A 12,940-nucleotide genomic window follows, 5' to 3' on the forward strand; every position below is an offset into this window, starting at 1 on the left:
TCCAGGTTTTATATTTAATCATTCACTTTCACTTCCTGGTAACCTTTCGTTACCGCCAGAAAAGGATCTTTTTCAAGGCTGGTTAGTTTCAGGCTCAGATCTTTCGAGTTAATCTCCGTCACGAGCTGGTTACCTGGCAGCAGGTGCATATAGTCAAATGTAACGGGCAGACTTACAGCTCCTTCCACAAATTCCATTCCATATAATGGGTATACGCTAAAAGGTGTCTGGGTCAGCCATACTTTGTCTTTGTTATCGGAAGTGGCGTAAGTGATGTCGTATTCTTCACTTGACAAACCAAAGTCGACCCGCTTGTTTCCTGTCGGGATACAATAGGTGGTGAAGTTCTCTTTTTGCTCCGCTTTCGTTTCCGCATCCGGCTTCAATTCTTTCACCAGTTCATTGATCCTGATTTTTTTACCATTTTCATCCTTCCCGCAATAAATGTATTTCCCATCGGGAAAGCCGATCACGAAATCGAATGCTTTTCCACCTTCTCCGAAACTACTTTCCTTTTTGAAACACATAGCGCCAGTTACCGGATCAAGGTAGATTTTCAGTTTTCCACTGGTCTTATCTGCCTTGTTCTGGTAGTCAAATACAATTGAGTGACTGAAATAATACTGTCCTTTCTCAGGCTTCCATTGTAATGCGCGCTGCTTGTCGGCAGGTATTTTCTTTGGAGCTTGTGCCAGTGCATTCTGCTGCGCGGCGGCAACGATCAATATGAGTACGAGAACCCGGCAAATGTTTTTCATTTCAAAATCTGGTTTAAAGTATGCAATCTAAAAAGAGGCCGGAAGAAAAACCAGGCAGCTACCGGATTTGATCACTCGTCCATTTGACACACACTTCTGATTTAAATGGAACATCGTAACTTGCGCGGCATTTGCATTGATTCCATGAAGTTCGAGACAAGGACAATTTTATTACAGCCGGGAAAGCGTATTTACTTTTCATCCGATTACCACCTGGGTGTTCCTTCACCTGCCAGCAGCCGTGAGCGCGAGAAGCTGATCGTGAGCTGGCTTACCTCCATCGAGCGCGACGCACAGACTATCTTTCTTGTTGGCGACCTTTTCGACTTTTGGTTTGAATACAAAACGGTTGTTCCGAAAGGCTTTGTAAGGTTACTGGGAAAGCTGGCCGAGCTGTCGGACAAAGGCATTGAGCTTATCATATTTACAGGGAACCATGATATGTGGATGTCGGGCTACCTTACTGATGAAATCGGAGCCTCCATTTACCGAAATCCTGTAAGCTTTGATTTTGTAAGCGAGGGAGAAACACAGAAAGCATTAGTAGGTCACGGCGATGGTTTGGGGCCGGGCGACAGTACTTACAAGTTCTTAAAACGCATATTTGAAAGTCCCTTTTTCCAGCTGATTTTTAGATTAACTCACCCGGATTTTGGGATTTGGATCGCTACTGCCTGGTCGCGGCGCAGCCGCCTGGCTAATGTCAATAAAGGAGAAGAGCGCTTTTTAGGGGAAAATAACGAGTGGCTTTTCCAATATTGCAAAGAAGTGGAGTCGAAACGCCCGCATCAGTACTACGTTTTTGGCCACCGGCACCTCACCCTGGATATGCGGGTAAATACCAACTCGCGCTACATTAATCTCGGCGAATGGGTTACGCAACAGCATTTTGCTGTATTCGATGGGTCTAATATGGAGTTAAAGAAATTTACCCGAGCTGCTGTTTAGTTGGCGCTGTTCTTCTTTTGAGTTTCAGTGTCGGAAGGAATAAAGTCCTGCTTTGTGATATTTTCTCTGGGTGCCGCATTCAGATCTTTGCGCCAGTCTTTTTGCTTCAAATCTCCTTTTTTAACCGATTTGATAAAGTTGGCCCACGCAAACGGGTTCAGGAACGGGAACGTAGTTGCAAAGCCTTTACCTGCCGCAGACTCACGACCAAACATGAGCTGGTCCATTGAATAGCGATAGTTGGTCTGTGCATTATTGGGCACCTGGGCCGCCATTCTGTTGATATAATCAGGATCGGTACTCTTCGCAAGCGCATCTCTGTCAGCCTGGTCAGGCAGCTTCAATTCCAGAAATGCTTTTTTGAACTCTTCTTCCGTAGAATACGGGTAAATCGTCACACCTGTAAGCGTTATTACATCTTCACGCAATGCTACAATCGCCGAATAAATGTCAGAGTTGTAGTTCCGTGGCACAATGTGGTATTGATTTTTGTACCCAACATAGCCAAAAACAATGCTGTCGCCAGGGAATACTTTGATCGTAAATGATCCGTCGCTCCTGGACAATGTACCGCGTCCCGCATTAACAATGAAGATTGTTGCGCCCGGGAGTATTTCGGTCTGCTTTCCACCGACTACCATACCGGAGAATGTAATGGCTTTTTGTTCACCCTGCGCAAATACCTCCCGGCCCGATACCAGCCCTGCGATCACCAACAGCAATATTAAAAAACTACGTTTCATTCTTTCGAGGTTATACTTTCAGACCTGTTGTGCGAATATGCCGGTCTGCAAAAGTTTCATTTTCCAACTGATAGACCTTTTTATTTGAAGTGTGTGTAAAAATTCGTTCCTGATTAAAACGAGCTGCCGGGTTAAGGGATTGCCCGGTTACTTTATAAAGCGTCGATCGTCAGGAAAATAACTTTAAAAAAGTAACGATAAACGGCGCAGAGAGCAGCAGTCCGTCGAAACGGTCGAGAAAACCTCCATGGCCGGGGATACTGCTGCCGGAGTCTTTAATGGCGATACTTCGTTTGAAAAGTGACTCAACCAGGTCGCCATAAGTGCCCAAAACAACTATAATCGCCCCGATGCAGTACCATTTCCAGGGTTCGAAGGTACGGAAATAATGCCCCAAAGCAAATGCGATAACAGCGGCGAAAGCTGCACTTCCCATTGCTCCTTCCCAAGACTTTTTGGGGGAAATCCGTTCAAATAGCTTCCTTTTCCCAAATTTAGTCCCCGCGAAATACCCGCCAATGTCAGAGGCCCACAACAATAACAGGCTTCCTAAAACAATCTCGTAATTATACCGTCCGCCGCGCATTGCCATTACGATTATGAGTGAAAAAGGCAGGGCTACATAAATGATCCCTAAAAAAGTGAAACCGATGTTTGTAAATGGTTTCAGATCATTTTTCTTGTATAGTTTGATAAAGAAGATCATTGACAGCAGCGGGCTGATGATGAAGTAATTTTCAAACGGTACAATGTCCTGCTCTATCAAGTACGCAAGTAACATCATAACTGTGCCACAGAACGTACCATAATATGTAAGTGGCTGATTTCCATCCAGACCCAGCAGCTTGTAGAATTCGAGCTGGGTCAGCGAACTGATGGCGCAAAAAAGCAGGAGAAAGGTAAGTTCACTGTAAAGTATACAACCAATTATGACAATTACACCGGCTAAGCCTGTTATAGTTCTTTGCTGTAAATTATTCAGATTGCTTAATTGCGTCTTCATTCATTAATATCGTTTGGGCCCTGGCTATATCACTGGCAGGAACGTGTACTTCGCACATTCCGAAGATCGGATAACTGCTATCCTTTCTATTGACAATAACCGCCGGAATTCCATTTTGCTCGAATATCTCTCTTGCTATCTCAGCCCGGATCATTTGTGAGCTCTGATATGCTTTTATCCAATTTTCATCCATTTTTCTGAAATATAGTTAAAATTCTCCCCTTCGTCCTGAACCTTGCTCCGTCACACTAACCTGCCTGATAAACCTGAGAATGCCTGCAGACATAAAAAGCGAAACTGTAATCAGCACCAGCGGCATGGACTTGGTTTCTTCAATGTTTACATCAATCATGCCCAGGTTGTGCAGGTACATCATGACCAGCACAAATCCATTATTCACAAAGTGCGCGAGTACTGCTACCCAGAAATTACCTGTCCAATAAAAAAGATACCCGAACAATGCGCCGAGCATCATTCTTGGTAAAAATCCATAAAACTGAAAATGAATTGCACTGAAAATAGCGGCCGAAATCCAGATCGCAGCGTGCGGATTGCTAGTTGCTTTCAGCAGCTTTGTTTGTATTACACCACGAAATAGTGCCTCCTCTCCCACGGCAGGCAAGAGGGTTACCACAAACAATGCAATTAACAGCTGACTGAATGTTTTATAATTTGTTAAAAAGGCGGTCATCACCGAAAGCTGGTCCTCCTTTTGGCGCATCCATATTTCGAGTCCGGACAATGCATCCGGCAAATTCATGGCTGCATTCCATTCAATGAACTTACTATTGAGGGGAATGAATACGAGTACCAGCAAGAAAGCGAGCAACCAGATTACTGGCGACGGATGCTGCCGCGTATTCACCTCCCGGATTGGTTTCTTATCTATATAAATCCAGAAAAGTACCGAAGGCAGCAGGTAGGAGAAGAAATGCACGGTTCCCTGCAAAACCATTAATGCGTACCAGCCGTTCTGAACTTTGGCAGGAGTAGTGATCAGCTGATTAAGGAGCACAGTCACGCCAACCTGATCGGAAGAGAAAAACAGCGCCAGGATCACCACGGCCAGGATATTCCCCACGGCCATTCCGATGAGCACAAAACCGGTCAAAACCAATAAACTGCCCCACACAGTAGGTGCCCGGGAAACCACCAGATCCTGATTACTATTTTGCATAATTGGTGTAAATTTACAGTTTATTATGAATTTAAAAATAAAGGCTTAACAAACAAGAGGGTTTAAACTGTTAAGTAAAATCGCTGATTTAAACGGCAATCAAAGAGAAATGGTCAAGATAGGAAACATAGAACTGAGCGATTTCCCATTGCTTCTGGCACCCATGGAAGATGTGAGCGATCCTCCTTTCAGGGCAGTGTGCAAGGAAAATGGGGCTGATCTGATGTATACAGAATTTGTATCGTCGGAAGGTCTGATCCGCGATGCAGCAAAAAGCGTGCAGAAGCTTGATATATTTGAATATGAGCGCCCGGTTGGCATTCAGCTCTTCGGCAGCGACGTGGAAACAATGGGTTCCTGCGCCGAAATCGCCTCCCGCGTAAATCCCGATCTGATCGATATCAATTATGGCTGTCCGGTAAAGAATGTAGCCTGCCGCGGTGCCGGCGCTGCATTGTTACAGGATGTTCCCAAGATGGTTAGGATGACCGAAGCTGTGATCAAATCAACGCATTTGCCGGTCACTGTAAAAACCAGACTGGGCTGGGATGAAAATACCAAGAATGTGCAGGAAGTAGCAGAAAGGTTGCAGGATATCGGCATTCAAGCATTGTCGGTTCACGGCCGCACGCGCGTCCAGATGTACAAAGGCGAAGCGGATTGGTCACTGATCGCCAAAATCAAGGAAAACCCGCGCATAACAATCCCAATTTTCGGTAATGGCGATGTGGATACTCCTGAAAAGGCTGTTGAATATAAAAACCGCTTCGGTGTCGACGGGATTATGATCGGCCGCGCAACAATTGGAAATCCCTGGATCTTTAACGAGATCAAACATTATATGAAAACAGGTGAAAAGCTGGCGCCTCCAACAATGGAGCAGCGGGTCGATGTTTGCCGTCGTCACCTAGAGTTTTCAATACGCTGGAAAGGACCTGTGGCAGGTGTATTTGAAATGCGTCGTCACTATACCAACTATTTCAAAGGTTTGGATCATTTCAAGCCGTACCGAATGCGGTTGGTGGAGGCAATGACTTTTGATGAACTTGATTTTATACTGAAAGAAATTGCTAACGATTACAGCGTGATGGTATGCTAAAAGTCTCGGTTGCCAACAAATCTTCAAATGGAAATACCTCAGATACCGGCGAAAACAGGTCGATAGCAATTGACAAAACCGGTGATAACTGGCTGATCGGCGACGAGCTTTTCGACGGAGATATCGTCTCCATTGCTGAAAATCGTTTTCATATTCTCTGGAAAAGCAAATCTTACAACGTAGAGGTTCTCGAAAGGAATGCAGCGGATAAGTCAGCGCGACTGCTGGTCAACGGCGTCGAATATGTTACGTCCGCCAAAGACCGGCTAGATCTGCTTCTGGAAGGAATGGGTCTTCAAAACGCGGCTTCTCAAAAAATCAACAACGTGAAAGCGCCTATGCCGGGGTTGATTCAATCCGTTTCGGTAGCCGAAGGGGACCAGATCAGCAAGGGTGACCACCTGCTCGTGCTGGTCGCGATGAAAATGGAAAATGTGATCAAATCATCCGGAAACGGCACAATCAAGTCATTGAAAGTAGCACCCGGGGAAATAGTTGAAAAAAACCAGGTATTATTGGAGTTTCAATAAATTACTTGGTATTCTGAACTCAGTCCGCTTATTTTTACGATCGAAAACACCGATATCATACCATGCCCGAACCAAAATACAAACGTTTATTACTTAAACTAAGCGGTGAAGCGCTTAATGGTGGCGATAAGGCCCAGGTGATTGATTTCAACATTCTGGACAATTACGCAAATGAAATTAAAAGAATTGCTGATGTCGGAGTTCAGATCGCGATTGTAATCGGGGGTGGAAATATTTTCCGCGGTGCCTCTGTCGAAAAGTCCGGAATTGACCGGGTACAGGGCGATCACATGGGTATGCTGGCCACCGTTATCAACGGGATGGCGATCCAAAGCTCACTTGAAAAACACGGTATCCACACGCGGTTGATGTCAGCCATTAAAATGGAGCAGGTTTGTGAACCTTTGATCCGCCGGCGCGCAATCCGCCACCTTGAAAAAGGCCGGGTGGTTATCTTCGGCGCAGGAACGGGTAACCCTTACTTTACAACAGACACTACTGCTGGTCTACGCGCGATTGAGTCCGAATCAGAAGTGGTATTAAAAGGAACCCGCGTAGACGGTGTATATACAGCAGATCCTGAAAAAGACCCTCTTGCCGTAAAATACTCAACACTGAGTTTTGACGAGGCGCTGGCCAAAAACCTCAAAATAATGGACCTTACAGCTTTCACACTTTGTAAGGAAAACAACCTGCCTATTATTGTTTTTGACATGAACAAACCCGGCAACCTGTACGATCTGGTAATGGGAGAAGAGGTAGGAACGCTTATATCCAACTAGCTGAACCGCATATTTTTAAAACCAATGGAAGAAATAGAATTATATCTTGACGACGCCAAGGACACCATGGAAGGCGCTATCAAACACCTCATTATCGAGTTGGGTAAAATACGCGCCGGAAAAGCATCGCCGCAAATGCTGGAAGGCCTTCAAATCGAATATTACGGTTCAATGACTCCTTTGCAGAATGTGGCTACCATCAACACCCCGGATGCACGGACCATTGCGATCCGTCCATTTGAAAAGAAGATCATTAATGAAATCGAAAAGGCTATCCGTAATGGTAACCTGGGATTTGCGCCTTCAAACGATGGTGAAATGATCCGGATTTCGGTACCGCCCCTGAATGAGGAACGCAGGAGAGAGCTGGTGAAACGTGCCAAAAACGAGATCGAAACAGCCAAGATCAACATCCGCAATATCCGCCAGGATGCAAACAACTCTTTAAGAAAGCTAACGAAAGAGGGTGTGGCAGAGGATTTGGTTAAAATCAGCGAGGACCGCGTGCAAAAGCTGACTGACAGCTACATTTCAAAGGTAGATCAGATCCTCAATGCCAAGGAAAAAGAGATTATGGAGGTGTAGGTTATACACTGATAGATAACAATGAAAAAGCCCGCGTTAAGCGGGCTTTTTCATTGTTATCTATTTCGTAGCGCTGAATCCTTCAAATCCTCGGTGATTTGCTTCCTCGTAAAGCCGCTCGGTGGGCAGATTGCGGAAGTAATCGTAAGTGATGCGAAGTCCTTCTTCGCGGGAAACCTTCGGCTCCCAGCCTAGTATCTCTTTCGCTTTGGTAATATCAGGCTGACGTTGTTTCGGATCATCCTGTGGAAGTGGCTTGTAAACCACTTTCTGGTCAGTTCCGGTAAGCTTGATGATTTCCTCAGCAAACTGGCCGATAGTGATCTCGCCAGGGTTACCAATGTTCACAGGCAGTGAGTAATCGCTCATCAAAAGGCGGTAAATACCTTCTACCAGGTCGTCAACGTAGCAGAATGACCGGGTTTGTGTTCCGTCACCGAAGACGGTGATATCCTCGCCGCGGAGTGCCTGACCAATAAATGCTGGCAATACACGTCCGTCATTCAATCGCATTCTCGGACCATAAGTATTGAAAATCCTGACAATTCTGGTTTCAAGCTCGTGGTAGCGGTGGTAAGCCATTGTAATTGCTTCCTGATACCTCTTTGCTTCGTCGTAGCAACCTCTCGGACCAATCGGGTTTACGTGTCCCCAATAATCTTCGGTTTGCGGGTGTACGAGCGGGTCACCATATACTTCCGAGGTGGAAGCGATAATGAAACGCGCTTTTTTCACGCGGGCAAGCCCAAGCAGGTTGTGCGTACCCATTGCACCTACTTTCAGCGTCTGGATTGGAATTTTCAGGTAATCAATCGGGCTTGCGGGTGAGGCGAAGTGCATAATGTAGTCCAGCTCGCCAGGAATATGGACAAACTTGGTTACATCATGGTGGTTGAATTCGAAGTTCGGATTGGGCATTAAATGCTCAATATTCCGCATATCGCCTGTAATCAGGTTATCCATACCGATCACATACATTCCCTCCTTTAAAAACCGTTCACAGAGATGTGAGCCCAAAAAACCTGCGGCCCCGGTGATTAATACACGTTTCATTAACAATGAGATAAGTTAGATTAAAATACTTCTGGATCAGGCTGGAACTACCTTTTCGCGACCGATGCTGTAATAGGTATACCCGTTTTCACGCATTTGATCCAACTCGTAAAGGTTTCTTCCGTCGAAAATTACCCGATTTTTCAACAACTTACCCATTTTCTCAAATTCAGGTGTACGGAATTGCGGCCATTCTGTGAAAATCACGAGTGCATCTGCATCATCAAGCGCGGCATAAGGTGTGTGGCAGAAAGTTATTTTGTCGCCCAAAATACCTTTTACATTGTTCATTGCCTCCGGATCGTAAACAGTTACATTCGCACCTGCTTCAAGGAATGCCTCAATGTTTTCAAGCGCCGGTGCTTCACGGATATCATCTGTGTATGGTTTAAAAGCCAATCCCCAGACTGCAATCGTTTTCCCTTTCAGGTCACCATTGAAATAATTCTCGATCATCGGAAGCAGCTTCTTCTTCTGGTCGTCGTTTACTTCCATTACCGATTTCAGGATGCGGAAGTCGTAGTTGAAGTCTTTCGAAGTTTTAGCAAGCGCCTGTACATCTTTCGGGAAACAGCTTCCGCCGTATCCGATACCTGCGAAAAGAAAACGCTTTCCAATGCGGCTGTCAGTACCGATACCACGACGGATATCATCCACGTTCGCACCTACTTTCTCGCAAAGGTTGGCAATCTCATTCATAAAGGTAATTTTCATTGCCAGGAATGAGTTAGCCGCGTATTTGGTCATCTCGGCCGAGCGCTCATCCATAAAGATTACCGGGTTGCCTTGTCTTACCAATGGAGCGTATAGTTTCTCCATAACCTTTTTGGCTTTATCAGAAGTGGTACCAACCACTACGCGATCCGGTTTCATGAAATCTTCAACCGCCACACCTTCTCTCAAAAATTCAGGATTGGATACTACGTCGAAATCAATTTTAGCATTCTTTGCAATCGCTGTTCTCACTTTTTCAGCGGTGCCAACAGGAACTGTGCTTTTGTCAACGATTACTGCATATTGTTCGAGGATCGGACCAAGATCGTCAGCAACTTTCAGGATATACTTCAAGTCAGCAGATCCGTCTTCGCCCGGAGGTGTTGGCAAAGCAAGGAATATAACTTGCGCACCTTTAATACCTTCGGCAAGGTTAGTCGTAAATAGCAAACGGCCTTCTGCGACATTGCGGTCGAAAAGTACGTCAAGTCCTGGCTCATAAATGGGAATCTCGCCCTTTTGCAACCGTTCTACTTTTTTAACGTCGATGTCAACACAAGTCACTTGGTTGCCTGTTTCGGCGAAGCAGGTACCCGTAACCAAACCAACATAACCTGTTCCTACAACTGCGATTTTCATAAAAATGTAAAAATTGTTATATAACGTATATCGTGAGCAAAATACTAATGCAATCTATTGTATTTATCTAAGTAATGCCAACGCAACCGGTTGCAAAAGTAAATTTTTTAAATGAATGTTCACCGCCCCCTTACCGATTTGTTCGTTAGTGGTTAGTGATTTGAGGCAAATCTCATTATCATTGATAAACACAAGTTAAAAACAACACCTATGGACACACCTAATTTGGCAAGAACGCAGTCTGAAAGAGACGAAATCAGTAGTTTGATACAGGAAACCGTGCGGGATTTCGCCGCAATGCACATAAAACCACATATAAGGACCTGGGATGAGCAGCAGCATTTCCCCAGGGAATTGCTGCAAGAACTAGGTGAACTGGGCTTAATGGGAATGTTGGTACCCGAGGAATATGGCGGATCCGGGCTGGGTTACCAGGAATATGTAACTGCTATCATAGCACTCTCCAAAGTCGATCCCTCTGTTGGATTATCGATGGCAGCACACAATTCGCTTTGTACAAATCACATATTGATGTTCGGCAACGAATCCCAGAAATCAGCCTATTTACCGAAGCTTGCTACTGGTGAATTCGTGGGAGCGTGGGGCCTGACTGAGCCAAACACCGGTTCTGACGCAGGTAATATGCGCACAACGGCAGTGAGAAGAGGAGACGGCTGGGTACTGAACGGTTCCAAAAATTTTATCACAAATGGCAAAACTGGCGATGTGGCAGTTGTGATCACCCGGACAGGCGAGCCTGGCGACAAACATGGCGCAACCGCATTCATTATAGAGCAGGGAACCCCGGGTTTCTCGGCCGGGCGAAAAGAAGATAAGCTGGGAATGCGTGCGTCTGAAACGGTTGAACTGATATTCGAAGACTGCCACATTCCTGATTCGCAGCGACTGGGCGAAGTCGGCGACGGCTTCGTACAATCTTTGAAAATACTGGATGGCGGAAGGATTTCCATTGCTGCTCTCTCGGTGGGTACCGCATTGGGTGCATACGAAGCCGCACTTGCCTATTCCAAGGAGCGCAGACAGTTTGGAAAAGCGATCTGTGATTTTCAGGCGATCTCATTCAAGCTGGCAGATATGTACACCGATATACAAGCCTCTACGTTACTGACATTCCATGCAGGCGCATTGAAAGATGCAGGTGAGAAAGTGACACTGGCCAGCTCGGTAGCCAAATACCACGCATCGGAAACGGCGGTCAGGGTTGCTAATGAAGCTGTTCAGATTTTTGGCGGTTACGGGTATGTCAAAGATTACCCCGTCGAAAAATTCTATCGCGACAGCAAGCTTTGTACCATTGGAGAGGGCACAAGCGAGATCCAGAAAGTGGTAATTTCAAAGGAAATATTAAAAGATTAATATTCTTGTCGCCACCTATCCTTCTATTGAACCGGCAGGCAAGTTTCTACCGCATTGGTCAAAGAAGCGTTGCAACGCTATTGCGTAATGGCTATTTTCGCAAGAAACCTAATTAAATATTATGACGACTTCACTGATAGTATTGCTGGTGCTTGTAGTATTCACGATCCTGATGACCGTGAAAGTAGTTCCGCAACAAACTGCTTATATACTCGAACGATTAGGCAAGTTCTATGCAGTACTACAACCGGGAATTAACTTCATCATCCCCTTTTTCGACCGGATCGCATATAAATACACATTGAAGGAAACCGCCATTGATATTCCCGAACAGATCTGTATCACCCGCGACAACGTGCAGGTGCGTATGGACGGTGTGATATTTATCCAGGTTATAGATCCTAAAAAAGCGGCTTACGGAATCGCAGATCACGCTTTCGCAGTTATTCAGCTGGCGCAGACTACCATGCGTAGTGAAATAGGCAAGCTGGACCTGGATAAAACATTTGAAGAACGTATGACAATCAACCGGGCAGTTGTGGAATCCATTGATGAAGCTGCCATCGGTTGGGGTGTAAAGGTTTTAAGATATGAAATCAAGAATATCACCCCTCCGCAGAGTGTTTTGAATGCTATGGAAAAACAAATGCAGGCTGAACGTGAACGCCGGGCCGTGATTTTACAGTCAGATGGTGAAAAGCAGGCAGCTATTAATGTGGCAGAAGGTCAGAAACAAAAAGTGGTATTAGAATCAGAAGGTTTGAGATTACGACAAATAAATGAAGCGGAAGGTGAAGCTGCCGCACTTCGGTCGGTAGCAGAGGCTACCGCTGAGAGTATCAAGCTCGTGGCGCAGGCCATTAATACAGAAGGAGGCCTGGAAGCAGTTCAGTTGAAAGTTGCTGATAATTACGTTGAACAGTTTGGTAAGCTTGCCAAAGCGGGCAATACACTTATTCTGCCGGCAAACCTGGCCGACGTTAGTTCGCTGATTGCGACCGCACTGACTGTTGTTAAATCATCGGAACCGAAAAAATAGTATGGACTTGTCGCTGCCGCAAATATGGCTTATCGTCGGACTAATCATGCTTCTCGCGGAACTGGTAAGTATCTTGCTGGTATTCGTATTTTTTGCGATCGGAGCGTTATTAACTTCTTTACTTACGCTGGTGGGGGTACTACCCACCACTGAAAGCCAGATCCTGGCATTTTCTGCAATTTCCCTTCTTTCTCTGCTAGTACTGCGCAAGCACGCAAGAAGATTACTCGATCGTACCAGTGATTCGGGCTACACGGAATTCGTTGGGGAAACAGCAATGGTAATTAAAGATATTCCAAACAATGGAGAAGGCAAGATCTACTACCGCGGGGCAGAATGGAAAGCACTTGCCAACAACCACAGTTCCATCCCCGCCGGAAGTAAGGTAGTCATTAAAAAAACCGAGGGAATTGTGCTGATTGTGGAGGAAAGTTAGGTGGCTGTCGGCTATCGGCTCTCAGCTGTCGGCTTTATCAAAAGTAAAAAAGCCGAT

Annotated in this window: 15 protein-coding genes; 8 read left to right on the forward strand and 7 right to left on the reverse strand. The window is 45.6% G+C overall.

What is annotated here, in order from left to right; translation table 11 throughout:
• Window positions 1–14: 14 nt before the first annotated feature.
• Window positions 15–758, reverse strand: a complete 744-nt coding sequence (locus Q369_RS0125125; RefSeq protein WP_031530475.1) for a hypothetical protein — start codon at window positions 756–758, stop codon at window positions 15–17.
• A gap of 105 nt (window positions 759–863) precedes the next feature.
• Here Q369_RS0125125 and Q369_RS0125130 point away from each other — a divergent pair, with 105 nt between their 5' ends.
• Window positions 864–1,706 (forward strand): UDP-2,3-diacylglucosamine diphosphatase, encoded by an 843-nt coding sequence (locus Q369_RS0125130; RefSeq protein WP_229206946.1) that lies wholly within the window; start codon window positions 864–866, stop codon window positions 1,704–1,706.
• Here the strand turns inward: Q369_RS0125130 and Q369_RS0125135 are convergent.
• The 4 genes from Q369_RS0125135 to Q369_RS0125150 form a co-directional block, all read right to left on the reverse strand.
• On the reverse strand, window positions 1,703–2,449 hold the full coding sequence (locus Q369_RS0125135; protein WP_031530477.1) for a carboxypeptidase-like regulatory domain-containing protein: 747 nt from the start codon (window positions 2,447–2,449) through the stop codon (window positions 1,703–1,705). The two genes, Q369_RS0125130 and Q369_RS0125135, sit on opposite strands and share 4 nt — an antisense overlap.
• 169 nt (window positions 2,450–2,618) lie before the next feature.
• On the reverse strand, window positions 2,619–3,452 hold the full coding sequence (locus tag Q369_RS0125140; RefSeq protein WP_031530478.1) for a phosphatidate cytidylyltransferase: 834 nt from the start codon (window positions 3,450–3,452) through the stop codon (window positions 2,619–2,621).
• The gene (locus tag Q369_RS0125145) at window positions 3,424–3,645 is read right to left on the reverse strand and encodes a putative signal transducing protein (protein ID WP_031530479.1); all 222 of its coding nucleotides are present in this window, start codon (window positions 3,643–3,645) and stop codon (window positions 3,424–3,426) included. Before Q369_RS0125145 ends, Q369_RS0125140 begins: the two co-directional genes overlap by 29 nt.
• Window positions 3,646–3,660: 15 nt before the next feature.
• Complete coding sequence (locus Q369_RS0125150) at window positions 3,661–4,629, reverse strand: CPBP family intramembrane glutamic endopeptidase (RefSeq protein WP_031530480.1); 969 nt, start codon at window positions 4,627–4,629, stop codon at window positions 3,661–3,663.
• A 109-nt stretch (window positions 4,630–4,738) separates the two neighbouring features.
• On the opposite strand from Q369_RS0125150, the gene dusB reads away from it, so the two are divergent.
• The 4 genes from dusB to frr all read left to right on the forward strand — a co-directional run bounded on the left by dusB (window position 4,739) and on the right by frr (window position 7,625).
• Window positions 4,739–5,728, forward strand: a complete 990-nt coding sequence (dusB, locus tag Q369_RS0125155) for a tRNA dihydrouridine synthase DusB (protein ID WP_031530481.1) — start codon at window positions 4,739–4,741, stop codon at window positions 5,726–5,728.
• Window positions 5,722–6,258, forward strand: coding sequence for an acyl-CoA carboxylase biotin carboxyl carrier protein subunit (locus tag Q369_RS0125160; protein ID WP_031530482.1), 537 nt, complete (start codon window positions 5,722–5,724; stop codon window positions 6,256–6,258). The genes dusB and Q369_RS0125160 overlap by 7 nt, the downstream gene beginning before the upstream one ends.
• A 62-nt stretch (window positions 6,259–6,320) precedes the next feature.
• Window positions 6,321–7,040 carry a UMP kinase gene (gene pyrH, locus Q369_RS0125165; RefSeq protein WP_031530483.1) on the forward strand — a complete coding sequence of 240 codons (720 nt, stop codon included), beginning with the start codon at window positions 6,321–6,323 and terminating at the stop codon, window positions 7,038–7,040.
• Between the two features lie 24 nt (window positions 7,041–7,064).
• Complete coding sequence (gene frr / locus Q369_RS0125170; RefSeq protein ID WP_031530484.1) at window positions 7,065–7,625, forward strand: ribosome recycling factor; 561 nt, start codon at window positions 7,065–7,067, stop codon at window positions 7,623–7,625.
• 60 nt (window positions 7,626–7,685) lie between these two features.
• On the opposite strand, the gene Q369_RS0125175 is transcribed toward frr, so the two are convergent.
• Window positions 7,686–8,678: a UDP-glucuronic acid decarboxylase family protein gene (locus Q369_RS0125175; protein WP_031530485.1), complete on the reverse strand. Its 993-nt coding sequence runs from the start codon at window positions 8,676–8,678 to the stop codon at window positions 7,686–7,688.
• A 36-nt stretch (window positions 8,679–8,714) separates the two neighbouring features.
• Window positions 8,715–10,031 carry a UDP-glucose dehydrogenase family protein gene (locus Q369_RS0125180; protein WP_031530486.1) on the reverse strand — a complete coding sequence of 439 codons (1,317 nt, stop codon included), beginning with the start codon at window positions 10,029–10,031 and terminating at the stop codon, window positions 8,715–8,717.
• A gap of 210 nt (window positions 10,032–10,241) precedes the next feature.
• Between Q369_RS0125180 and Q369_RS0125185 the strand changes: the two genes are divergently transcribed.
• The 3 genes from Q369_RS0125185 (at window position 10,242) to Q369_RS0125195 (ending at window position 12,883) form a co-directional block, all read left to right on the forward strand.
• Window positions 10,242–11,408, forward strand: coding sequence for an acyl-CoA dehydrogenase family protein (locus tag Q369_RS0125185; protein WP_031530487.1), 1,167 nt, complete (start codon window positions 10,242–10,244; stop codon window positions 11,406–11,408).
• Window positions 11,409–11,529: 121 nt separating this feature from the next.
• Entirely contained in the window at window positions 11,530–12,447 is a 918-nt protein-coding gene (locus Q369_RS0125190; RefSeq protein ID WP_031530488.1) for an SPFH domain-containing protein, read from the forward strand.
• Between the two features lie 46 nt (window positions 12,448–12,493).
• Window positions 12,494–12,883 carry an NfeD family protein gene (locus Q369_RS0125195; protein WP_229206947.1) on the forward strand — a complete coding sequence of 130 codons (390 nt, stop codon included), beginning with the start codon at window positions 12,494–12,496 and terminating at the stop codon, window positions 12,881–12,883.
• Window positions 12,884–12,940 lie beyond the last annotated feature (57 nt).

Origin of the sequence: Dyadobacter crusticola DSM 16708 (assembly GCF_000701505.1) — a bacterium.
In the GTDB taxonomy this organism is placed as follows: domain Bacteria; phylum Bacteroidota; class Bacteroidia; order Cytophagales; family Spirosomataceae; genus Dyadobacter; species Dyadobacter crusticola.